The sequence below is a fragment of the Massilia aerilata genome (genome assembly GCF_042656905.1).
Taxonomy (GTDB): Bacteria; Pseudomonadota; Gammaproteobacteria; order Burkholderiales; family Burkholderiaceae_D; genus Telluria; species Telluria aerilata.
In genome coordinates this window covers 132,331-154,302 of the sequence record NZ_JBHSMZ010000024.1, presented here as the reverse complement: position 1 = coordinate 154,302, position 21,972 = coordinate 132,331, and the positions used below count along the sequence as shown (strand labels likewise).

General features: G+C 65.6%; 18 protein-coding genes. 9 read left to right on the top strand and 9 right to left on the bottom strand.

Going from position 1 to position 21,972, the window contains the following annotated elements; translation table 11 throughout:
• The first annotated feature begins 1 nt into the window (after position 1).
• The 4 genes from ACFPO9_RS24130 (at position 2) to ACFPO9_RS24115 (ending at position 7,663) form a co-directional block, all read left to right on the top strand.
• Complete coding sequence (locus ACFPO9_RS24130; protein ID WP_379775993.1) at positions 2-1,663, top strand: sensor histidine kinase; 1,662 nt, start codon at positions 2-4, stop codon at positions 1,661-1,663.
• A gap of 4 nt (positions 1,664-1,667) precedes the next feature.
• Positions 1,668-3,164: a sigma-54-dependent transcriptional regulator gene (locus tag ACFPO9_RS24125; RefSeq protein WP_379775990.1), complete on the top strand. Its 1,497-nt coding sequence runs from the start codon at positions 1,668-1,670 to the stop codon at positions 3,162-3,164.
• Between the two features lie 414 nt (positions 3,165-3,578).
• The gene (locus ACFPO9_RS24120) at positions 3,579-6,488 is read left to right on the top strand and encodes a ribonucleoside-diphosphate reductase subunit alpha (protein ID WP_379775987.1); all 2,910 of its coding nucleotides are present in this window, start codon (positions 3,579-3,581) and stop codon (positions 6,486-6,488) included.
• Between the two features lie 68 nt (positions 6,489-6,556).
• Positions 6,557-7,663, top strand: a complete 1,107-nt coding sequence (locus ACFPO9_RS24115) for a ribonucleotide-diphosphate reductase subunit beta (RefSeq protein ID WP_379775984.1) — start codon at positions 6,557-6,559, stop codon at positions 7,661-7,663.
• A gap of 60 nt (positions 7,664-7,723) precedes the next feature.
• On the opposite strand, the gene ACFPO9_RS24110 is transcribed toward ACFPO9_RS24115, so the two are convergent.
• Both ACFPO9_RS24110 and ACFPO9_RS24105 read right to left on the bottom strand, forming a co-directional pair.
• A complete protein-coding gene (locus tag ACFPO9_RS24110) occupies positions 7,724-9,097 on the bottom strand; it encodes a M20/M25/M40 family metallo-hydrolase (protein WP_379775981.1) in 1,374 nt (457 codons plus the stop codon).
• A 14-nt stretch (positions 9,098-9,111) separates the two neighbouring features.
• Positions 9,112-9,648: a hypothetical protein gene (locus ACFPO9_RS24105; RefSeq protein WP_379775978.1), complete on the bottom strand. Its 537-nt coding sequence runs from the start codon at positions 9,646-9,648 to the stop codon at positions 9,112-9,114.
• A 209-nt stretch (positions 9,649-9,857) separates the two neighbouring features.
• Here ACFPO9_RS24105 and ACFPO9_RS24100 point away from each other — a divergent pair, with 209 nt between their 5' ends.
• From ACFPO9_RS24100 to ACFPO9_RS24090, 3 genes are all read left to right on the top strand, one after another.
• Positions 9,858-10,538 (top strand): purine nucleoside phosphorylase YfiH/LACC1 family protein, encoded by a 681-nt coding sequence (locus ACFPO9_RS24100; RefSeq protein ID WP_379775975.1) that lies wholly within the window; start codon positions 9,858-9,860, stop codon positions 10,536-10,538.
• 81 nt (positions 10,539-10,619) lie between these two features.
• Positions 10,620-11,852: a glycosyltransferase gene (locus tag ACFPO9_RS24095; protein WP_379775972.1), complete on the top strand. Its 1,233-nt coding sequence runs from the start codon at positions 10,620-10,622 to the stop codon at positions 11,850-11,852.
• Entirely contained in the window at positions 11,849-13,501 is a 1,653-nt protein-coding gene (locus tag ACFPO9_RS24090) for a glycosyltransferase family 4 protein (RefSeq protein ID WP_379775969.1), read from the top strand. The genes ACFPO9_RS24095 and ACFPO9_RS24090 overlap by 4 nt, the downstream gene beginning before the upstream one ends.
• A gap of 572 nt (positions 13,502-14,073) precedes the next feature.
• On the opposite strand, the gene ACFPO9_RS24085 is transcribed toward ACFPO9_RS24090, so the two are convergent.
• Entirely contained in the window at positions 14,074-15,282 is a 1,209-nt protein-coding gene (locus ACFPO9_RS24085; RefSeq protein ID WP_379775966.1) for a hypothetical protein, read from the bottom strand.
• Between ACFPO9_RS24085 and ACFPO9_RS24080 the strand changes: the two genes are divergently transcribed.
• Together ACFPO9_RS24080 and ACFPO9_RS24075 are read left to right on the top strand one after the other, a co-directional pair.
• Positions 15,266-15,505, top strand: a complete 240-nt coding sequence (locus ACFPO9_RS24080; RefSeq protein WP_379775963.1) for a hypothetical protein — start codon at positions 15,266-15,268, stop codon at positions 15,503-15,505. The genes ACFPO9_RS24085 and ACFPO9_RS24080 overlap by 17 nt on opposite strands.
• A gap of 76 nt (positions 15,506-15,581) precedes the next feature.
• Positions 15,582-16,109 (top strand): YggT family protein, encoded by a 528-nt coding sequence (locus ACFPO9_RS24075; protein ID WP_379775960.1) that lies wholly within the window; start codon positions 15,582-15,584, stop codon positions 16,107-16,109.
• Between the two features lie 9 nt (positions 16,110-16,118).
• Here the strand turns inward: ACFPO9_RS24075 and ACFPO9_RS24070 are convergent, their stop codons facing one another.
• From ACFPO9_RS24070 to aroQ, 6 genes are all read right to left on the bottom strand, one after another.
• Positions 16,119-17,057, bottom strand: a complete 939-nt coding sequence (locus ACFPO9_RS24070; RefSeq protein WP_379775958.1) for a carbohydrate kinase family protein — start codon at positions 17,055-17,057, stop codon at positions 16,119-16,121.
• 27 nt (positions 17,058-17,084) lie between these two features.
• A complete protein-coding gene (locus ACFPO9_RS24065; RefSeq protein WP_379775955.1) occupies positions 17,085-18,515 on the bottom strand; it encodes a zinc-ribbon and DUF3426 domain-containing protein in 1,431 nt (476 codons plus the stop codon).
• Positions 18,516-18,519: 4 nt separating this feature from the next.
• Positions 18,520-19,425 carry a 50S ribosomal protein L11 methyltransferase gene (gene prmA / locus ACFPO9_RS24060; protein ID WP_379775952.1) on the bottom strand — a complete coding sequence of 302 codons (906 nt, stop codon included), beginning with the start codon at positions 19,423-19,425 and terminating at the stop codon, positions 18,520-18,522.
• Positions 19,422-20,822, bottom strand: a complete 1,401-nt coding sequence (gene accC, locus ACFPO9_RS24055; protein WP_379775949.1) for an acetyl-CoA carboxylase biotin carboxylase subunit — start codon at positions 20,820-20,822, stop codon at positions 19,422-19,424. Before accC ends, prmA begins: the two co-directional genes overlap by 4 nt.
• Before the next feature lie 98 nt (positions 20,823-20,920).
• Positions 20,921-21,385, bottom strand: a complete 465-nt coding sequence (accB, locus tag ACFPO9_RS24050) for an acetyl-CoA carboxylase biotin carboxyl carrier protein (protein ID WP_379775946.1) — start codon at positions 21,383-21,385, stop codon at positions 20,921-20,923.
• Positions 21,386-21,475: 90 nt separating this feature from the next.
• On the bottom strand, positions 21,476-21,913 hold the full coding sequence (gene aroQ, locus ACFPO9_RS24045; RefSeq protein ID WP_379775943.1) for a type II 3-dehydroquinate dehydratase: 438 nt from the start codon (positions 21,911-21,913) through the stop codon (positions 21,476-21,478).
• Positions 21,914-21,972: the final 59 nt, after the last annotated feature.

Here is a 21,972-nt window from a genome sequence, read left to right as displayed (position 1 = left end):
CATGGCGCCCTGGCAGCCACTGTCCGCCGCGTCGCGGGAGACCTTCTGGCGTTCGCTCCAGACCTTCACCGTGACGCGCATCGTGATCACGCTGGTGCTGCTGGTCTACCTGACCTACGACGCGCGCCGCGGGCACATGATCGGCACGGCGTATGCCGAGACCTGCATCGCCTACATGGCGGCGGCGCTGCTGTTTGCCGCCATCGCCCAGCGCTGGCGCCACCGTTTCCTGCTGCAGCTGTCCAGCCAGGTCCTGGTCGACATCGGCGCCATCTCGCTGCTCTACCTGGCCGCCGGCGGCGCCCGCAGCGGCCTCGGGCTGCTCTACCTGTTCCCGCTGGCCGGGGCGGCGATCCTGGCGCCGCTGGTGCTGGCGCTGTTCTCGGCCTCGCTCGCGACCCTGTTCATGCTGGCCGAAAGCACCTGGCGGATCTTCCTCAGCGAGGACGAGCCGCCGCTGTTCCAGGCCGGGATCATGGGCGCCGCCTTCTTTGCCGTGGTGGTGGTGGTGAGCCGGCTGGCGGCGCGCCTGATCCGGCAGGAAGAGCTGGCGTCCAGGCGCGGCGCCGACCTGCGGGTCCAGCAGGCGGTCTACCGCATCGTGGTCGACGACGTCGGCGACGGCATCCTGGTGGTGGGAAGCGACGGCTTCGTCTTCAGCGGCAACCCGGCGGCGCGCCGCATGCTGGGGCTGGAAGCCGACAGTCTTGAAGCCGGGGATGGGGGAGCCGGCACCGGTTTCCGCCTGGCCGATAGCGCCGCGCTGGAGCCGGTGGCCCAGGGCTTCGAGGCCTGGCTGGCCGCCGGCGCCGCCGACGCCCACGTCACCATCAAGCGCTGGCAGGAGCAGGACGGGCCGGTGCGCGGCCGCCTCGACCAGCCGGTGCACCTGAAGCTGCGTTTCGCGAGGGTCGACACCCCGAACGGCGCGGCCGAGCGCAGCGTGATCTTCATGCAGGACGTGAGCGCCATCGAAAACCAGGCGCAGCAACTGAAACTGGCCTCGATGGGACGGCTGACGGCCAGCATCGCGCACGAGGTGAGGAACCCGCTGTCCGCGATCGGCCATGCGACCTCGCTGCTGGCGGAGGACCTGAACGGCCCCGCCGAGACCCGCCTGCTGCGCATCGTCGGCGACAACGTGGCGCGCGTGAACCGCATGGTCGAGGACATCCTCAAGTTGTCGCGCAAGGTACAGCCGGGCGGCGAGCCGGTGCACTTGAAAGCCTTCCTGGAAGAGCTGAAAGCCGAATTCACGGAAACCCATGGCCTGCCCGGTAATATGGTGTGGATCGGCGATGCCGGCGACCGCACCGTGCGCTTCGACGGCCTGCACCTGCGCGAAGTGCTGGTCAACCTGCTCGGCAATGCGATCCGCTATGCGAGCGGCAAGCCGGCCAGCATCCGGCTGTTCCCGGTGCTGGATGCCACCGGCCGCGTCGAACTGCACGTGCAGGACGACGGCCCGGGCATCACGGCCGAGGTACGCGCCCACTTGTTCGAGCCCTTCTATACCACCTCGAGCAAGGGCACCGGCCTTGGGCTCTACCTGGCGCGCGAACTGTGCCTGAACAACGCCGCCATGCTCGACTACGAATACCGGGTGGACGGTCCCGCCGGCTTCGATGCGCCGGGACGGTTCGTGATCACCTTCTCTATATAGATATATGAGTTCTCCCCGCATCCTTGTAGTTGACGACGAAGCCGACCTGCGCGAGCTGCTCGAGATCACCCTGGTCAAGATGGGACTGGACGTCGACAGCGCCTCCACCGTGCGCGAAGCGAGATCCCTGCTCGGCCAGACTGAATACGCGCTGGTGCTGACCGACATGCGCCTGCCCGACGGCACCGGCCTGGAACTGGTGCGCGAGGTCGCCGGCACCGGGCGCGGCACCCCGATCGCCGTGATCACCGCCTACGGCAGCGCCGAGAACGCGGTGATCGCGCTGAAGGCCGGCGCCTTCGACTACGTCTCCAAGCCGGTGGTGCTGGACGATTTGCGCACCATGGTGCGTTCGGCGCTGCGCCTGTCCGAGAAGCCGGCGGCCCAGGCGGCGCAGGATGCGGAAGCGGGGATTGAAGCCGGCAACTCGCGCCTGCTCGGCCGTTCGCAGGCGATGCAGGCGCTGCGCGCCCAGATCGGGCGGCTGGCCCGTTCGCAGGCGCCGATCGCCATCAACGGCGAATCGGGCAGCGGCAAGGAGCTGGCGGCGCGCGAGATCCACGCCCAGAGCGCGCGCGCCGGCAAGCCTTTCGTGGCCGTGAACTGCGGCGCGATTCCGGAAGCGCTGATGGAGGCCGAGTTCTTCGGCTACCGCAAGGGCGCCTTCACCGGCGCCACCGACGAGCGCGACGGCTTCTTCCAGGCCGCCAACGGCGGCACCCTGATGCTGGACGAGGTGGCCGACCTGCCGCTGGCGATGCAGGTCAAATTGCTGCGCGCGATCCAGGAGCGGCGCGTGCGCAAGATCGGCGCCACGGCCGAGGAGGCGGTCGACGTGCGCATCATCAGCGCCACCCACAAGAATTTGGCCAGGCTGGTCGAGAACGGCCAGTTCCGGCAGGACCTGTTCTACCGCCTGAACGTGATCGAGCTGACCCTGCCGCCGCTGCGCGAGCGCCTCGACGATCTGCCGCTGCTGGCCGACGCCATCCTGGTGCGGCTGGCGGGACCGGGCAATGCGCGCCTGGGCGCCGGCGTGCTGGACGCGCTGCGCGGCTATGCCTTCCCCGGCAATGTGCGCGAGCTGGAAAACGTGCTGGAACGCGCGCTGGCTTTCGCCAACGACGGCGTGATCGAAGTCGGCGACCTGTCCTTGAAGGGTGCGCGCCTGGCCGGGCAGGGCGAGGCGCCGCAGCTGCAGGCGCTGGCGCAAGCTGCCGCCGCGCCGGTGCCGGCGCCGGCCGCGGCCCAGGGCGCCAGCGCCTCGGCGCCGACGATGGCGCCCACGCCGGCGCCGCCCGACAGCCTGCCCGCGCTGGGCGCCGGCGAGCTGCCCAGCAACCTGCCGGACTACCTCTGCCAGATCGAGCGCGACATCATCCAGCGCGCCCTGCAGCAGACCCAGTTCAACCGCACCCAGGCCGCGAGCCTGCTGGGCATCAGCGTGCGGCAGTTGCGATACCAGATGCAGAAGCTGGATATCCACGCGCCGGAGCCTTGACCTCGCTCATACGCTGTTGTCTTTTCGCCATCGCAACATGCCCTATTTGTGGGCATCCAGGGCGCCAAGCGACAGCAGCGTGGCGCCCTTCAAAGCTTATGTTAGTGCTTACTTTCATTCCAAGGCCCGGAATGATTCGCCTTGGCAAAAGTCAAGCGCGGCACCAGAAAAAAATCCGCTCGGCGGGGTCTTTGATATTTCCGAATATCGACTATACTTAGGTCCATACGGCGCTCCAACACTAGATCTAGTAGTCAGTGGCAGGAGTCAGCCAAGCAGAGGAGGGCCGGTTGCAGGCTTTTTTAGAACAGGCTTCTCCTCTTTATTATTCTTAAAAAGTTATTAGGCTGCCAACTTTGCACAGTTGGCATTCATCGTTTATCAGTCGGTGGCGCAGCCATCCTGGGAGGCTCAATGCAAACATCTTCGGACATCTCCATCAATCCGCAACCAGGAACGGCTGCCGGCGCGAGCGCCGCCGAGCTGGTCGCCAATAACGACTACCGCATCATCCGCCGCAACGGCGCCGTGGTGCCGTTCGCTCCCAGCAAGATCGCGGTCGCCATGACCAAGGCCTTCCTCGCCGTGAACGGCGAGCAGGGCCGCGAGTCCGCGCGCATCCGCGACCTGGTCGAGCAGCTGACGAACAACGTGGTCGCCGCCCTGGTGCGCCGCCAGCCGAACGGCGGCACCTTCCACATCGAGGATGTGCAGGACCAGGTGGAGCTGTCCCTGATGCGCTCGGGCGAGCATGACGTCGCGCGCGAATACGTGCTGTACCGCGCCAAGCGCATGGACGAGCGCCGCGCCGCCAAGGAAGCCTCGGGCGCGACCCAGGCCGACACGCCGCAATTCACCGTGGTCGATGGCGGCGTGCGCCGTCCGCTGGACATGAACGAAGTGGTGTCGCTGATCGGCGCCGCTTGCGTGGGCCTGGAAAAGCACGTCGACGCCGACGCCATCCTGGCCGAAACGGTCAAGAACCTGTACGACGGCGTGCCGGTCGAAGAGCTGCACAAGTCGGCCATCCTGGCCGCCCGCGCGCTGATGGAAAAGGACCCGGCCTACAGCCAGGTCACCGCGCGCATCCTGCTGCACACCATCCGCAAGGAAGTCTTCGGCAAGGAAGTCCCGCAAGCCGGCGCCGCCGCCGAGTACGTGACCTACTTCCCGCAGTACATCGCCAAGGGCATCGCCGCCGAGCTGCTGGACGAGGAACTGGCCAAGTTCGACCTGCAGAAGCTGGCCAAGGCCATCGTCGCCGACCGCGACCTGCAGTTCGGCTACATCGGCCTGCAGACCCTGTACGACCGCTACTTCCTGCACATCCGCGAAACCCGCATCGAGATGCCGCAGGCCTTCTACATGCGCGTCGCGATGGGCCTGTCGCTGCGTGAAGAGAACCGCGAAGCGCGCGCGATCGAGTTCTACAACCTGCTGTCGAGCTTCGACTTCATGAGCTCGACCCCGACCCTGTTCAACTCGGGCACCCGCCGCTCGCAGCTGTCCTCGTGCTACCTGACCACCGTCGGCGACGACCTGGAAGGCATCTACGACGCGATCAAGGAAAACGCGCTGCTGTCGAAATTCGCCGGCGGCCTGGGCAACGACTGGACCCCGGTCCGCGCGATGGGTTCGCGCATCAAGGGCACCAACGGCAAGTCGCAGGGCGTGGTCCCGTTCCTGAAAGTGGCGAACGACACCGCGGTGGCGGTCAACCAGGGCGGCAAGCGCAAGGGCGCGGTCTGCGGCTACCTGGAAACCTGGCACCTCGACATCGAGGAATTCCTCGACCTGCGCAAGAACACCGGCGACGACCGCCGCCGCACCCACGACATGAACACCGCGAACTGGATTCCGGACCTGTTCATGAAGCGCGTGATGGAGAAGGGCTCGTGGAGCCTGTTCTCGCCGTCCGAAGTGCCGGACCTGCACGACAAGGTCGGCAAGGCCTTCGAACAGGCCTACCTGGCCTACGAAGAGCGCGCCGCCCGCGGCGAAATGTCGGTCTACAAGAAGATCGAAGCGCTGGACCTGTGGCGCAAGATGCTGTCGATGCTGTTCGAGACCGGCCACCCGTGGATCACCTTCAAGGATCCGTGCAACATCCGCTCGCCGCAGCAGCACGTGGGCGTGGTGCACTCGTCGAACCTGTGCACCGAGATCACGCTGAACACCAACGCCGACGAAATCGCCGTCTGCAACCTGGGTTCGGTCAACATGCCGGCCCACATGAAGGGCGACGGCCTGGATGCGGTCAAGCTGCAGAAGACCATCCGCACCGCGATGCGCATGCTGGACAACGTCATCGACATCAACTACTACGCCGTCGACAAGGCCCGCAATTCGAACCTGCGCCACCGTCCGGTCGGCCTGGGCATCATGGGCTTCCAGGACTGTCTGCACATGATGCGCGTGCCCTTCGCTTCGGATAAAGCCGTGGAATTCGCCGACCGCTCGATGGAAGCCGTCTGCTACTACGCCTACCTGGCCTCGACCGAGCTGGCGGAAGAGCGCGGCCGCTACCAGTCCTACGAGGGTTCGCTGTGGGACCGCGGCATCCTGCCGCAGGACTCGATCAAGCTGCTGGCGGAAGAGCGCGGTGCGCAATACCTGGAGCAGGACACGCTTGAAACCATGGACTGGACCGTGATCCGCAACCGCATCAAGCAGTTCGGCATGCGTAACTCGAACTGCGTGGCGATCGCCCCGACCGCGACCATCTCGAACATCATCGGCGTGTCGGCCTGCATCGAACCGACCTTCCAGAATCTGTACGTGAAGTCGAACCTGTCGGGCGAGTTTACCGAGATCAACGGCTACCTGGTGCGCGACCTGAAGGCGCGCGGCCTGTGGGACGAGGTCATGATCAACGACCTGAAATACTTCGACGGCTCGCTGTCGCGCATCGACCGCGCACCGCAAGACCTGCGCGAGATCTACGCGACGGCCTTCGAAGTCGAGCCGAAGTGGCTGGTGGAAGCCGCCTCGCGCCGCCAGAAGTGGATCGACCAGGCGCAGTCGCTGAACATCTACATGGCCGGCGCCTCGGGCAAGAAGCTGGACGAGACTTATAAACTGGCCTGGCTGCGCGGCCTGAAGACCACCTATTACCTGCGCACCGTGGCGGCCACCCACATGGAGAAGTCGACCACCCGCACCGGCGCCCTGAACGCCGTGCCGGTCGATGGCGGCCTGTCGGCGGCAGCGGCGGCTGCTGCTCCGGTTGCCGCTCCGGCAGCATCGGCGGATGTGGTGGAAGGCGCGGCCTGCTACCTGCGTCCGGGCGACGCCGGTTTCGACGAGTGCGAAGCCTGCCAGTAATATTTGATCCGTCGTCCCCGCCTTCGCGGGGACGACGGCTAGCTAACTATATATAGAAGGAAAACATCATGGCTCTGTCATGGGACGATGAACCGATCACCAGCGCACCGGCCGCCGGCGCGGCCGCACCGGAAGGCGTCAGCGCCGCCGACGTCGCCAAGCGCGTGAACGCCGACGACAAGCGCATCATCAACGGCCAGACCGACGTCAACCAGCTGGTGCCGTTCAAGTACAAGTGGGCCTGGGACAAGTACCTGGCCGGCTGCGCCAACCACTGGATGCCGCAGGAAGTGAACATGCAGCGCGACATCGAGCTGTGGAAGAACCCGAACGGCCTGACCGAAGACGAGCGCCGCATCGTCAAGCGCAACCTGGGCTTCTTCGTGACCGCCGACTCGCTGGCCGCCAACAACATCGTGCTGGGCACGTACCGCCACATCACGGCGCCGGAATGCCGCCAGTACCTGCTGCGCCAGGCCTTCGAAGAGGCGATCCACACCCACGCCTACCAGTACATCGTCGAATCGCTGGGCCTGGACGAGAAGGAAATCTTCAACGCCTACAACGAAATCCCGTCGATCCGCGACAAGGACCAGTTCCTGATCCCGTTCATCGAAGTCATCAACGATCCGCAGTTCCAGACCGGCACCCTGGAAAACGACCAGAAGCTGCTGAAGTCGATCATCGTGTTCGCCTGCCTGATGGAAGGCCTGTTCTTCTACGTCGGCTTCACCCAGATCCTGGCGCTGGGCCGCCAGAACAAGATGACCGGCGCCGCCGAGCAGTACCAGTACATCCTGCGCGACGAGTCCATGCACTGCAACTTCGGCATCGACCTGATCAACACGATCAAGATGGAAAACCCGCAGCTGTGGACCCCGGAATTCAAGGAAGAGATCAAGCAGCTGTTCCTGAAGGCCGTCGAACTCGAGTACCGCTACGCCGAAGACACCATGCCGCGCGGTGTGCTGGGCCTGAACGCCCCGATGTTCAAGGGCTACCTGCGCTTCATCGCCAACCGCCGCGCCGTCCAGATCGGCCTGGACGCGCTGTTCCCGAACGAGGAAAACCCGTTCCCGTGGATGAGCGAGATGATCGACCTGAAGAAGGAGCGCAACTTCTTCGAGACCCGCGTGACCGAGTACCAGACCGGCGGCGCGCTGAGCTGGGACTGATCCCTTAGCCTGAGCCAGGCCGCAAAAGGCCGGACCCCGTGATGACGGGATCCGGCCTTTTTATTTCGCCGGGGCCGAACGCGGCAGCCGCTCGCCGTTCGCCAGCCCCCATGCCACCACCGCCAGCACCTGCGCCGCCTGCACCAGGTTGGCGCGATCGACGTGCTCGAAGGAATCGACCTGGCTGTGCTGGGTATGGCTGCGGTAGTCGCGCTCGTCCTGCATGGCCGGGAAGGCGGGAACGCCCAGGTTGGCGAAGGCTTCGAAGTCGGATCCGCCGGCCATGCCGTAGACGACATCCACCGGCCCCAGGCTGGCGGCGGGCGCCACGGCGCGGGTCAAGGCCGCGTACCACGCGTCGTTGCGCATGTCGGGAAATGCGGTGATACGTCCCGCGCCGCTATCCTGCACCAGCACGGCCTGGATCCGCGCCAGTTCGTCCCGGTGCGCCGCGACATAGGCGCGGCTGCCCAGCAGGCCCTGCTCCTCGCCGGAGAACAGCACGATGCGCAGGGAGCGCTTCGGACGCAGGCCAAGCGCATGGTAAGCGCGCAGGACCTCCAGCATGGCGACCGTGCCGCTGCCGTTGTCCGTTGCGCCCGCGCCGAGATCCCAGGAGTCCAGGTGGGCGCCCAGCACGACCATTTCGCCGGTCTCGTCGCTGCCCGGATAGTCGGCAACCACGTTATGCGCCATGGCCGCATGCGCGCCGAAACCGCCGTTCAGCGCCAGCTCGACCCTGGGCACGATCCCGCGCGCCAGCAAGCGCTTGAGCATGCTGGCGTGCTCGCGCGTGATGATCGCGGCGTGCCGGTCGAACAGCGAACGCGGTCCGCCCCACATGTCGCGCAGTCCGTTTTCCTTCATGGAGACCAGCAGCACACCGGCCAGCCCGGCGTCGTGGATCGCCTGCGTCGCGGCGGCAAAGTAGCGCGCCGGATCCTTGCGCTGTTCCGGCGTCGCCTTCGGCGCCGATTCGACCAGCACGAGCTTGCCCCTCAGCGAAGGCGCCACCGCCTTGAACTCGTCCAGCGTTTTCACGTCGAGCAGCGCCACATCCGCGCGCACCGGCCGGGCGGTGCCGGCGGTCCAGCCTTTCTGCACGACGTCGAGCGCCATGCCGTTCGCATTCAACAGGCGCGCACGCGCGGTTCCGCGCAGCCACGGCCGTCCCATGTCGTAGGCTTCCAGGTGCACGTTGACGGCGCCGTAGGCGCGCAGCCGCGCCATCGCCCATTGCTGGGCGGCGGCCAGCCCGGGCGAGCCGGTGAGGCGGGGCCCGACCTCGTCGCACAGTTGCTCCAGGTTGCTCATCAGTTCCGCGCGCGCGGCGATTTCATCGATCAGGCGGCGCTCGGGAGCAGGCGGCGCCTGGCCCAGGGCCGCACTGCACAGCGCGCATCCGAACAGCAGCGACAGGCATCTTCGCATCATGGCCGGGCTCCCGATCAGCGCCGCGGCATCGGCGGCAAGCCGGCGACGAACTGCGCCAGCGTACCCTTGTCGCGGGCGGCGAGCGCCGAATCCAGTGCCGCGGAACGAATATCGGGATGCGCCGGCAACAGGTTTTCGTACGCCCGCAGCACGCCTTCCAGGCCCGCGATCGTGACTGCTTCAAGGGTTTCGGGGGACTGGCGGGGATCCGGAATGCGGTGCTGTACCTGATAGGCGGCGGTGCTGGCGGCATGCTGGAAAATCGCCACACGCTTGAGCTCACCCTTGGCCGCGCCGCTCATCAGCCAGAACGCGGCCTTGTCGGGCCCGAAGTTGTAGTCGGGGACTTCGTCGATCCATTTCTGGAGCCAACGCCCCTCGCTTGACGTCATGGTGGCAACCGGGTCCTTGTCGGAAGCGGCCGCGATCTGGACGACATGGGCTATTTCGTCCGGGCTTGCGGGTCCGCGGCCATTCTGCGCCAGGGCGGGCAGGGCCAGGCAGGCGCCCATCAGGACGGCTGCCTGGAAACGCATCAAGAAACGTTGCATGCTCATATATCTCCTTCAGGTGGTGAGGTTCGAACGGGACGTTCGCTGTACGCATGAGCAAGCTGCATGCCATCTGCCAAGTGTCTGATATGAAGGCGATTCCTTTTCGCCGGAGAGAGCACGCCGTGTCCGCTTCCGGGCGCTGCTGACCGGATCAGGGCACTCGCGGCCATGCTATGCTGCCCGCGCTTGCCTCATTCATCGAACCCATGCTCCGCAGCCCGCTCCTCGACCACCCCGGCATCGTCCACGGCTTCGGCCGCCGCCACGACGATCTGCCCCGACTGCTGCCCGCCTACTGGCCCCGGCGCCCGGTCCAGCACGAACGCCACGGCACCCATATCGCCATCGCGACCCAGCCGAACGAGGACTGCGGCGAAGCCGACGGCATGCTGACCGCGAGTGCCGGCCTGCTGCTGGCGATCGCCACCGCCGACTGCGTGCCGGTGCTGCTGGCGCGCCGGGATGGGGGCGAGGTGGCGGCCCTGCACGTCGGCTGGCGCGGCGCGCATGCCGGCATCGTCGAGCGTTTTGCCGCGCTGGTGCGCGAGCGCGGCGGCGATCCCGGCGACTGGATCGCGGCGATCGGGCCGGCGGCGCATGCGTGCTGCTATGAAGTGTCGGAGGACCTGATCGAGGACTTCCAGGCGCGCACCGGCCTGCCGCGCGAGACCGTCGCGCCGCGGCTGCGCCGGCTCGACCTGCCGGCGATCGTGCGCCGGCAGCTGGGACAGGCCGGCGTCGAGCGCGTCTCGGTCCAGGCCGAATGCACCATGTGCCGCCGCGGCGGCGACGGCCGCTTCATCTATCACAGCTACCGCCGCGACCGCGAAACGCGCACGCCGGTCGTCGACGTGCAGTGGTCCGTCATCGCCATCGCAAACCGCTGATCACGATTCGCGCAGAAGTTTGTGCGGAAGCTTGTGCGTGGGATGCGCCACCGGCTTGCTAGTAAAGCTATGATGCGAGCCATGCTACGCGTCCTCTTCATCCATCAGAATTTGCCGGGCCAGTTCCGCCGGCTGATTCGCTACCTGCAGACGAGGCCAGACGTCGAACTCGTCGCCATCGGCGAAGAGGCCGCGGTCGCGCGCGAGAATCTCGATCCCAAGATCCGCACCATCGCGTATGCGAAGCCGGAGGGACCGGGCGAAAAGACCCACCACTACCTGAAGCATTTCGAAGGCTGCATCCGGCGCGGCCAGGCCGTCACCCGCATCCTCGTCGAGCTGAAGAAGCAGGGCTGGGCGCCGGACGTGGTGGTCTGCCATCCGGGCTGGGGCGAAGGCCTGTTCGTCAAGGACGTGTTCCCGCGTGCGCGCCTGGTGGTGTTCTGCGAGTTCTGGTGGGCGGCCAACGGGCTGGACGTGGGCTTCGATCCCGAATACCCATCCAGCTTCGACGACGGCCTGCGCATCCGCATCAAGAATTCGGTGCTGATGCAGTCGCTGCTGGCCGCCGACGACGGCGTGACGCCGACCGGCTGGCAGCTGAACGCGCATCCGCCCGAGCTGCGCCACAAGATCCGCCGCATCCACGAGGGCATCGACACCGCCTGGCTGACGCCGGACCCGCAGGCGCGCCTGACGCTTCCTGGCGGCCGTGTCTTGAGCCGCGCCCAGCCGGTCGTGACCTACGTCGCGCGCAACCTCGAACCCTACCGCGGCTTCCACGTCTTCATGCGCAGCCTGCCGCGTCTACTGGCCGGCAATCCGGCGCTGCAGGTGGTGGTGGTCGGCGGCGACGGCGTCAGCTACGGACGGCGTCCGCCCGAAGGATACGACAGCTACCGCGCCGCCTTGTGCGCCGAATTGGGGGATTCCGTCGATTGGTCGCGCGTGCATTTCCTCGGCAAGCTTCCATATGCGAGCTACCGCACTGTGCTCCAGGTCTCGAGCCTGCACATTTACCTCACTTATCCATTCGTGCTGTCGTGGTCCATGCTGGAAGCGATGGCGGTCGGTGTACCGGTGCTCGGTTCGGATACGGGACCGGTGCGGGAAGTGATCCGCGATGGCGAGAATGGCTACCTGACCGGCTTCTTCGACACCGCGGCGCTGGCCGGCCGCGCACTCGAACTGATCGCGCGCCCCGACGAGACCGCCGCCGTCGGACTGCGCGGGCGCGAGACGGTGTTGCGTGACTACGATTTCGAATCGGTCGGCCTGCCGGCCTACCTCGAGCTGCTGAAGGAAGATAGATGAAGGACCGCTTCGCACTGCACTTCGTCCCGGAGGCTTATTCCGCCGCCGCGCCGAAACCGATGGGACGCCACGCGGCAGGCGCCGCGCTGATGCGTGCCGTCGCGCAGAGCGAACTGGCGACGGTCGGCTGCTTTGCCGCCGGCGCGGCCGAAGCGGTCGAGTGCGAGCGCGCGCTGCGCGAACATGGATTCAAGGGCGGGGTCGAGTGGGTCAGCCGCGGCAAGCCGCAGCAGCTGGAGCGCTTCGGCAGCCTGTATCACCCGGGGCCCGGGATCGAACGCCTGGCCTGGCGCCGCCTCGGCCTGGGCGAGCGCCGCTACAGCCTGTGCGGCGTCACGCACACGATCGCGACCCACGCGGTGACGAGCGGCATCGCCAACCTGCTGGTGGCGCCGCTGCGCAGCTGGGATGCGGTGATCTGCACTTCGCGCGTGGTGCGCGACAGCGTGCGCCAGGTGCTGGAGCGCCAGGCCGAGTACCTGCGCGCGCGCCTCGGCGCCGAGCGCTTCGAACTGCCGCAGCTGCCGCTGATCCCGCTCGGCGTGCATGGCCGCGACTTCGCATTCGACGAGGCCGGCCGCAGCGAGGCGCGGCGCCGGCTCGGCATCGAAGACGGCGACGTCGCCTTCCTTTTCTTCGGCCGCCTGTCTTTCCACGCGAAAGCGCATCCGCAGCAGATGTTCAGTGCGCTCGAACGCGCCGGCAAGGATGGCCGCGAGGTGCACCTGATCCTGTGCGGCTGGTTCGCCAACGAGGCGATCGAGAAGGCCTTCCGCGAGGCCGCGGCGCTGCTGTGTCCATCGGTGCGCCTGGTGCTGCTCGACGGCCGCGAAGCCGGCAGCCAGGCCGCCGCCTGGGCCGCCGCCGACGTCTTCACCTCGCTGTCGGACAATGTGCAGGAAAGCTTCGGCCTGACGCCGCTCGAAGCGATGGCGGCCGGGCTGCCTTGCGTGGTGAGCGACTGGAACGGCTACCGCGACACGGTGCGCGAAGGCGTCGACGGCTACCGCATCGCGACCGTGATGCCCGGCGCAGGCGCAGGCCTTGACCTCGCGCAGCGTTACGACGATGGCGTCGACAGTTACGACCAGTATTGCGGTCATACCAGCCAGGCGGTGGCGCTGGACGGCGCTCAGCTGACGCAGGCCTTCGAGCGCCTGATCGGGGACGCCGGACTGCGCCGGCAGCTGGGCGAAAACGGACGCCGGCGCGCACGCGAGGAGTTCGACTGGCGGGTGGTGTTCGGGCGCTACCGCGCGCTATGGAGCGAGCTCGATGAGCGGCGCCGCGCGGATGCCGTGCTGACGCCGGCGCTGCCGCAGCTGGCGCCGGACCGGCTCGATCCGTTTGCGATGTTCGCGAGTTATCCGAGCGCGCAATTGACGCCGGAATCGATGGTCGAGCTGGCGCCGGATGCCTCGCTCGCGCTGCTGCGCCAGTACCGCGAACTGGGGATCAACCGCTTCGCCACATCGTCGCTGCCGACGCTGGAGGAATTCGGCCAGATCTTCGGTTCGATCGAGTCGCGGCCGATGCAGGTGGACGAATTGGTGGATGCGCTGGGCCCTTGCGACCGCCCGACTTTGTTGCGCGGATTGGCCTGGCTTTGCAAGATGGATCTGCTGCGGATTGGCGCGGCGGGCGAGTAAAGGGAATTGGATTTTGTATGGAATGCGCGATCGATGCGCGCTTGTTTTTGAAGGAGCTGGAGTACGAATTGGATCAAAGTTATCGCGACGATCGATAGAAAGCCGTCGATAAGAGTTCGCCCAAGCGGAAAGGCATGAAAAATACTGTGTGCGGGTTGCGCACTGACAAGGTTTTCGTGTACTTTACGTGATTGAATTTGTCAAAACGTGAACGTAGATTTTTTTACCACGTTAAACGGGTGGCAAACCGATCAAAAAATGGGACGCTGATTCATTCAGTATGCACGTAAGCTTCGCGAAAAGAACAAGCCGCATTGCCTGAATTAATTCGGGCATGGCGGCTTTTTCTTTTCGCGCTCTTGCGGGTTGCGGTTTGAACAGTACAGTGAACCAACGAACTTTTGTCTTCAGGTCGTCGGCGACGACGATAGCTGAAGTGCTGCAGACTTGAGGAGTTGCAGCAGTTCAGCTGGTGCCGGATTCATTGACGCAGACGCGAGTGTGCGCCGATGAATAATTCGCCCGACCAAGCAGACGGGTTGGACGGGTTCAAACCTTGTAGCGTATTTTTCTCATCGCAGAGAAGGAGAACATAAAATGGCAACAGCCGCTAAGAAAACCGCAGCAAAGCCGGCCGCAAAAGCAGCCGATAAAACCACCGCCGCCAAAAAGGCAGTAGCCGCCAAGCCGGCAGCGAAAGCCGCAGCGAAACCGGCAGCAAAGCCGGCCGCTAAGGCCGCTGCCAAACCGGCTGCAAAGCCGGCGGCAAAAGCCGCAGCAACCAAGACCGCTGCGAAAGCACCGGCCAAGAAAGCTGCAGCAACCAAAGCAGCTGCACCGGCAAAGAAGGCAGCTGCAACCAAATCGGCTGCACCGGCAAAGAAAGCCGCAGCAACCAAATCGGCTGCTAAGCCGGCGGCAAAAGCCGCTGCAACCAAGTCGGCTGCAAAAGCGCCGGCAAAGAAAGCTGCTGCAACCAAGTCGGCTGCTAAAGCTCCGGCAAAGAAAGCTGCAGCAACCAAATCGGCTGCCAAGGCTCCGGCAAAGAAAGCCGCAGCAACCAAGTCGGCTGCCAAGGCTCCGGCAAAGAAAGCTGCTGCAACCAAGTCGGCTGCCAAGGCTCCGGCCAAGAAAGCCGCAGCAACCAAATCGGCTGCTAAAGCTCCGGCCAAGAAAGGCTCGGCTTCGACAGTGTCGAAGACTAGCGCAACCAAATCGGCTGCTAAGGCTCCTGCAAAGAAAGGCTCGGCTTCGACAGTGTCGAAGACTAGCGCAACCAAGTCGGCTGCTAAGGCTCCGGCAAAGAAAGGCTCGGCTTCGACAGTGTCGAAGACTAGCGCAACCAAATCGGCTGCTAAGGCTCCGGCAAAGAAAACCGCTGCAACCAAGACCGCTGCCAAAGCTCCGGCCAAGAAAGCTGCCGCTACCAAAACCGCTGCTAAAGCCCCGACCAAAGCTGCTGCAACCAAGACCGCCGCTAAAGCCCCGGCCAAAGCTGCTGCAACCAAGACCGCTGCTAAAGCTCCGGCCAAAGCTGCTGCAACCAAAACCGCTGCTAAAGCTCCGGCTAAAGCTGCTGCAACCAAGACCGCTGCCAAAGCTCCGGCTAAAGCTGCTGCAACCAAAACCGCTGCTAAAGCCCCGGCCAAAGCTGCTTCGACCTCGACCGCTGCCAAGGCCCCGGCCAAAGCTGCAAGCTCGACCGCTGCCAAAGCACCGGCCACCAAAACCGCAGCCACCAAAACCGCCGAGTCCAAGCCGGCAGTGAAGGCCGCAGCCAAGCCGGCCGCGAAGAAAGCCGCCGCGCCGAAAGCCGACGCCAAGCCGGAAGCCAAGCCGGAAGCGAAAGCGGAAGCCAAGCCGGAAGCCAAGGCCGACAGCAAGTCGGAAACCAAGGCCGAAGCCAAGCAGGACAGCGGCTCGGCAAGCTCGTCGGCCCAGCCGGCAGCGAAATCGGTGATCGCACCGGCAGCATGGCCTTTCCCGACCAGCAGCCGTCCGTAATCCCAATCCTGCCTGGTTCAGGCAAAATACCGCTGTGTGAGAGATTCACACAGCGGTTTTTTTTTAAGGAGAGCTTGTGCTGACCATTCTTCAGTTGATCGTCGATACCGCGGCTAGCGTGGTCGGTGGCGTCTTGTTGCTGCGTTTCTGGATGCAGGTGATCCGCGTGCGGCCGCCGGCATCGGTGGCCCAGTTCACCTTCACGTTGACGGATTGGCTGGTGCGCCCGCTGCGCCGCGTGCTGCCGGGCGTCGGCGGCTATGACTGGGCGAGCCTGATCGGCGCTTTCCTGGTGGTGCTGCTGGCGAGCTGCGTACTGCTGCTGGCGGGAGCGAGCGGGCAGACCGTCCTGCTGGTCGCCCTGTTCCGCTTCCTGAACTGGATCATCTACGGCTTCATGGGCCTCTTGATCATCGAGGTGATCTTCAGCTGGATCAACCCGCACGCGCCGCTGGCGCCCTTCGTGCACGCGCTCAACGACCCGCTGTTGCGGCCCCTGCGCCGCCTGATTCCACCGGTGGGTGGCCTGGACCTGTCGGTCCTGGTCGCGCTGATCCTGCTACAGATCGTCAAGTACCTGCTGGGCCAGGCCTTCTTCTTCTAGGCGGAAGGCTCAGAAGCGGTACCCGAACGCCGCTTCGAACTTGTCAGCGATTTCTTGCGGCGTGAAGCTGTGGTTCTGGCCGCCCTGGTGGCCGATCTTGATCGCGCCGAGCAGGCTGGCCAGGCGGCCGCTGGTCGGCCAGTCCAGGTCGTTCGCGATGCCGAACAGCAGGCCGGCGCGGTAGGCGTCGCCGCAGCCGGTCGGATCGACCACGCTGCTTGCGGGCACTGCCGGAATCTTGTGATGCTCGCCGCCGGCGTAGATGTCCGAGCCATGTTCACCGCGCGTGACGATCAGCGCGTCCAGGCGCGCCGCGATGTCCTGCAGCGGCAGGCCGGTACGGTCCATCACCATCTCGAATTCATAATCGTTGCAGGCGAGGTAGCTGGCCTGGTCGAGGAAGGTCAGCAGTTCGTCGCCGCTGAACATCGGCAGCTGCTGGCCCGGATCGAACATCAGCGGCACGCCACGATCAAAGCAGTCGCGCGCATGCTTGATCATGCCGTCGCGGCCATCCGGCGAGACGATCGCGACGCGCAGCGGCAGGTAGTCGGCCAGGCTGTTCTCATGCGAGAACTGCATCGCGCCCGGGTGGAAGGCGTTGATCTGGTTGTTGTCCAGGTCGGCGGTGACGAAGCATTGGGCGGTGTAGGCGTCGGCGATGGTGCGGATCGCGTTGGTCGCCAGGCCCTGTTTTGCCATGCGCTCGAGGTAGTCGCCGCCGTCCTGGCCGATGGTGCCCATGATCAGCGGATCGCCGCCCAGCATCTTCAGGTTGTAGGCGATGTTGACCGAGCAGCCGCCGAACTCGGTGCGCAGGGTCGGCACCAGGAAGGAGACGTTCACGCGGTGCAGCTGGTCGGCCAGCAGGGTTTCGCCGAAGCGGCCTTGGTATTGCATGATCTTGTCGAAGGCGATCGAGCCGCAGATCAGGGCAGTCTTGGTCATGGTGGGTCCGAAAAAGGGTGAAACGAATCAGGGATAAAAAACGATCATATGGTAGCCGGACGGCTTGAGCCCGGTGAGCGCGAAGTTCAGCCGGACCGGCTGCTCCGAGCGCGCGCCGAAGCCGGCGGCGGCCGGCACGCCTTGCGGCAGGTACTCGGCGGGGCCGAACACGCGCCGCAGCAGCGGCTTGTCGTTGGCGTCGGTGAGTTCGAGCTGGATGCTGGGCCAGGCCTGCACGAGGCTACCCTGGTTGCGCAGCAGCGTGTTGAGCGAGTAGGTGTCGACGCCGAGGGTGGACAGCTCGCCGGTTTCGATCGCCAGGTTCTCGATCTGCATGGGCAGGCCGATGCGGCAGCCCAGCAGGGCACAGCCGGCGTTCAGGACCGGCCTGGCGCCCGGATAGCGGGCCGCCAGCACGTTGCGGAAGTTCACCAGCAGCTGGGCCGCCAGCAGCAGCGCCAGCAGCGCGGCGCCGCCCAGCATCAGCAGGCGCCGGGTGCGGCCCGACTGCTCCTGCTTGCGGCTGCGCTTGACGAACTCCGGCTCGTCGGCTTCGGCATTGGCCGGAACGCGCAGCTTGGGCGCCTCGATTTTCGTCGGGGTCAGCTTGGAGCGGCGCGAGCGGGCTTCGAGCGCTTTTGCGCGCGCGGACCTGGACGCGGGCGCGGCGGCCGCGGGCGCCAGGCTGTCGTTGCTGGCCGCCGAGGCGCGCAGGAGCAGGGGGATGTCGCCGCTTTCGATGGCTGCGCCGGTGGCGGCTGCGGGCGCTTCCTCGTGGGAGCCATGCTCGTCGTCGGGCAGCGGCTGGGCGACCAGTTCCTCGTCGACCGGCAGTTCGAAGCTGGGCTCGATGCGGCCTTGCGGCGCGTAGGCGGATGCCGGGGGATCGGCGGGCGCCGGTTCAACGCCGGCATCGGCCAGCGCGGGCTCCGGCTCCGGTTCAGGTTCAGGTTCCGGTTCCGGTTCCGGCGGCAGGTCGTCGGCTACAAGCTCGGCGATGTCGCCGACGGCGGCTTCGGCGCCGGCTGCAGGCGCCTTATCGGCATCGGCATCGGCATCCGGCGCCGGCTGGGCTTCTTCCCGATCCGGCGCCGACGCATTCCCGCCGCCATTCCGCCACACCTGTGCGCGCGGCGCAGGCGAAGACGCATCGAGCGGCGCTTCCGGCAGGATGCCGAGCGCATCGAAGGTTTTGGCGGCATCGAAATCGAGGGTGTAGACGGGCTCGCCGTCCTGTTCATCGGCGGCGGCGGGGGCGGGGGCGGGCGCTTCCGTTGCGGAAGCCTGCGCCGCCTGCTCCTTGCTGGCCGCCAGCGCATCCAGGTCGATCAGGTGGGCGCTGCCGTCAAAGATGCTCTGGCAGGCGCCGCAGCGGACGATGCCGCCGCGGAGCTTGAGCTGGTCCGAGGCGACCCGGAACGTGGTATGGCAATGCGGGCACTGGGTGGCGAGCGCCATGCCCTTAATTCGTGCCGTGGAGAGCGACCCAGCCGTCCAGCTCGGCCCAGACGCTCAGCTTGATGAAGGGGGCGTAGGCCGCGGCCACTTCCTCCGCCTGGCGCGCCAGCACGCCGGACAGGATCAGCGAACCACCTGGGGCGACGCGGCCGGACAGCATTGGCGCCATCAGTTTCAGGGGGCTCGACAGGATGTTGGCGACCACGATGTCGAAATGACTGTCGCCGCCCTTCGCCGCGACGAAGTCGTCCGGCACGTGGAAGGCGATCTCGCAATGATTGCGTTCCGCGTTCAACTTCGCCGATTCGATCGCCTGCGGATCGATGTCGACGCCGATCACGTCGGCAGCGCCGAGCTTTTTCGCCACCATCGCCAGGATGCCCGAGCCGCAGCCGTAGTCCAGCACCGACTTGCCCGGGGCAGGGTGGGCTTCGAGCCATTCCATGCACAGGCGGGTGGTCGGGTGGCTGCCGGTGCCGAAAGCCAGGCCCGGATCGACTTCCAGGATCAGGCCGTTCGGGTCCGGCGCTTCGTGCCAGCTCGGCACGACCCAGATGTTCTTGCCGATGTGGATGGGCTCGAACTGCGACTGGGTCAGGCGCACCCAGTCGGCGTCAGCGACCGGCCGGGTAGTGAAGGCAGGCGCTTGCGCGATGCCGATGGCGGCAGCAGCTTCGGCCACGATCGCCGCCTGGTCCGCGTCGACGTCGGTCAGCGCGACCACGCGGCTGTGGTCCCACGCGGCCTCGGTCGGCACCATGCCCGGTTCGCCGAACAGCGGCTTTTCGTCTTCGGTGCCTTCGTCGGCGTCTTCGACCGAGACCGACAGCGCGCCCGCTTCCATCAGGGCGTCGGACAGGCCCTCGGCGTGCTCGCGCGCGATCTCGATGATGACTTCAGTCCAGCTCATGCTTCGCCTTTGCTCTCGGATTTCGAACCGATCGCGCCACCCTTCGGCAGGTCCGGCTTGTGGGCCAGCTTCTGCTCGAGGTAGTGGATGTTGGTGCCGCCCTCGATGAAGCGGGCGTCGACCATCAGTTCGCGGTGCAGCGGGATATTCGTCAGGATACCCTCGACCACCATTTCCGACAACGCGATCTGCATGCGGCGGATCGCCTGGTCACGCGTGGCGCCATAGGCGATGACTTTACCCACCATCGAATCGTAGTGCGGCGGCACGTAGTAGCCGGCGTAGGCGTGCGAATCGACGCGGATGCCGGGGCCGCCCGGCGGGTGCCAGCCGGTGATGCGGCCCGGCGACGGGGTGAACTTGAACGGGTCTTCGGCGTTGATGCGGCACTCGATCGCGTGGCCCGACAGCATGATGTCGCGCTGCTTGAAGCGCAGGCGCTCGCCGCAGGCGATGCGGATCTGTTCCTGGACGATGTCGATCCCGGTGATCATCTCGGTGACCGGGTGCTCGACCTGGACGCGGGTGTTCATCTCGATGAAGTAGAACTCGCCGTTTTCGTACAGGAATTCGAAGGTGCCGGCGCCGCGGTAGCCGATCTTGCGGCAGGCTTCGGCGCAGCGTTCACCGATCTTCTCGATGGTCTTGCGCGGGATGCCCGGCGCCGGCGCTTCCTCGATCACCTTCTGGTGGCGGCGCTGCATCGAGCAGTCGCGTTCGCCCAGCCAGACGGCCTGCTTGTGCTCGTCGGCCAGCACCTGGATTTCCACGTGGCGCGGATTCTCCAGGTACTTCTCCATATAGACTTCGGGATTGCCGAAGGCAGTACCGGCTTCGGTCTTGGTCATCTGCACGGCGGACAGCAGGGCTGCCTCGGTGTGCACGACGCGCATGCCGCGGCCGCCGCCGCCGCCGGCGGCCTTGATGATGACCGGATACCCGATCTTGCGCGCAGTCTGGATGATTTCCTTCGGATCGTCCGGCAGGGCGCCTTCCGAACCCGGCACGCAGGGCACGCCGGCACGGATCATCGCCTGCTTGGCCGACACCTTGTCACCCATCATGCGGATCGATTCCGGGCGCGGGCCGATGAAGACGAAGCCCGATTTTTCGACGCGTTCGGCGAAGTCGGCGTTTTCCGACAGGAAGCCGTAGCCCGGGTGGATCGCTTCGGCGTCGGTCACTTCGGCCGCGCTGATGATCGCCGGCATGCTCAGGTAGCTCTGCGCCGACTGTGCTGGGCCGATGCAGACGGACTCGTCGGCCAGTTTCACGTACTTGGCGTCCTTGTCGGCTTCGGAGTGCACGACGACCGTCTTGATGCCCATCTCGCGGCAGGCGCGCTGGATACGCAGCGCGATTTCACCACGATTGGCGATTAGAATTTTTTCAAACATGGTATGCGGTGTTTCTGTGAGTGCCGGCGATGCCGGATACAACAGGAGGAAATAGCTTCAGGGGCCGTCTTGCGTGAAGACGGCCCTGATTTTTGATATTAGCCGATCACGAACAGCGGCTGGCCGAATTCGACGGGCTGGCCGTTTTCCACCAGGATCTTGGTGACGGTACCGGAGAGGTCGGCATCGATTTCGTTCAGGAGCTTCATCGCTTCGATGATGCACAGGGTGTCGCCTTCCTTCACGCTGGCGCCGACTTCGACGAAGGCCGGGGCGCCCGGGGCCGACGAGCGGTAGAAGGTGCCGACCATCGGCGACTTGACCACGTGGCCGGTCTCGACCGGCGCTGCCGGAGCAGGGGCAGCGGCCGGGGCCGGTGCGCCGGCGACGGCCGGCGCCGAGTATTGCTGCACGCCTTGCTGCGGAACCATCATCACCTGATTCTGCGGGATTGCGGAGGACTTGACGATGCGAACCTTGCTTTCGCCTTCGGTCACTTCGAGTTCAGCGATGTCCGATTCGGCGACGAGGTCGATCAATGTCTTGAGTTTTCGTAGATCCATGTGAAACCCCTTGGAATTATTTGTTGTTGAGTATGCGGTGCGTCAGGTGGTTGGCGCGCGTCCGCACAGGATGCGTGAAGTTGACGTAGATTAACGCTCTTTGAGCGCAAAGTCGATGGCAAAACGATAGCCATCGGCTCCCAGTCCACAAATCGTGCCTTGCGCGATCGCAGACAAAAACGAGTGGTGCCGGAACTCCTCACGCTTATAAATATTAGAGAGGTGTACTTCCACGAACGGAATCTCCACTGCCGCCAGCGCATCGCGCAAGGCGACGCTGGTGTGGGTGAGTCCGCCCGGGTTGATGACGATCGCGTCCACCCCTTCCTGCCGCGCCGCATGGATACGGTCGATCAGCGCGCCTTCATGGTTGCTCTGGAAGCAAGCAATGCTTGCACCAGCGCCTGCTGCCTGGGCATTGGCAGCCTGCTCGATGTCGGCCAGCGTGGTAGCGCCGTACACCGCAGGCTCCCGCGTCCCCAATAAATTCAGATTGGGGCCATTGAGCAGCAGTAGCTTTTTCGCCATGATAAACCGTCTGTTTGCCCGAAAGACAGGCATTTTGCCGCCAACATTGTATGTTGGCA

What these genes read in the sequence shown, in the direction of transcription:
- ACFPO9_RS24130 (WP_379775993.1), top strand. Translation starts at nt 2, where the DNA reads ATGGCGCCCTGGCAGCCACTGTCCGCCGCGTCGCGGGAGACCTTCTGG.
- ACFPO9_RS24125 (WP_379775990.1), top strand. Translation starts at nt 1,668, where the DNA reads ATGAGTTCTCCCCGCATCCTTGTAGTTGACGACGAAGCCGACCTGCGC.
- ACFPO9_RS24120 (WP_379775987.1), top strand. Translation starts at nt 3,579, where the DNA reads ATGCAAACATCTTCGGACATCTCCATCAATCCGCAACCAGGAACGGCT.
- ACFPO9_RS24115 (WP_379775984.1), top strand. Translation starts at nt 6,557, where the DNA reads ATGGCTCTGTCATGGGACGATGAACCGATCACCAGCGCACCGGCCGCC.
- ACFPO9_RS24110 (WP_379775981.1), bottom strand. Translation starts at nt 9,097, where the DNA reads ATGATGCGAAGATGCCTGTCGCTGCTGTTCGGATGCGCGCTGTGCAGT.
- ACFPO9_RS24105 (WP_379775978.1), bottom strand. Translation starts at nt 9,648, where the DNA reads ATGCAACGTTTCTTGATGCGTTTCCAGGCAGCCGTCCTGATGGGCGCC.
- ACFPO9_RS24100 (WP_379775975.1), top strand. Translation starts at nt 9,858, where the DNA reads ATGCTCCGCAGCCCGCTCCTCGACCACCCCGGCATCGTCCACGGCTTC.
- ACFPO9_RS24095 (WP_379775972.1), top strand. Translation starts at nt 10,620, where the DNA reads ATGCTACGCGTCCTCTTCATCCATCAGAATTTGCCGGGCCAGTTCCGC.
- ACFPO9_RS24090 (WP_379775969.1), top strand. Translation starts at nt 11,849, where the DNA reads ATGAAGGACCGCTTCGCACTGCACTTCGTCCCGGAGGCTTATTCCGCC.
- ACFPO9_RS24070 (WP_379775958.1), bottom strand. Translation starts at nt 17,057, where the DNA reads ATGACCAAGACTGCCCTGATCTGCGGCTCGATCGCCTTCGACAAGATC.
- ACFPO9_RS24065 (WP_379775955.1), bottom strand. Translation starts at nt 18,515, where the DNA reads ATGGCGCTCGCCACCCAGTGCCCGCATTGCCATACCACGTTCCGGGTC.
- prmA (WP_379775952.1), bottom strand. Translation starts at nt 19,425, where the DNA reads ATGAGCTGGACTGAAGTCATCATCGAGATCGCGCGCGAGCACGCCGAG.
- accC (WP_379775949.1), bottom strand. Translation starts at nt 20,822, where the DNA reads ATGTTTGAAAAAATTCTAATCGCCAATCGTGGTGAAATCGCGCTGCGT.
- accB (WP_379775946.1), bottom strand. Translation starts at nt 21,385, where the DNA reads ATGGATCTACGAAAACTCAAGACATTGATCGACCTCGTCGCCGAATCG.
- aroQ (WP_379775943.1), bottom strand. Translation starts at nt 21,913, where the DNA reads ATGGCGAAAAAGCTACTGCTGCTCAATGGCCCCAATCTGAATTTATTG.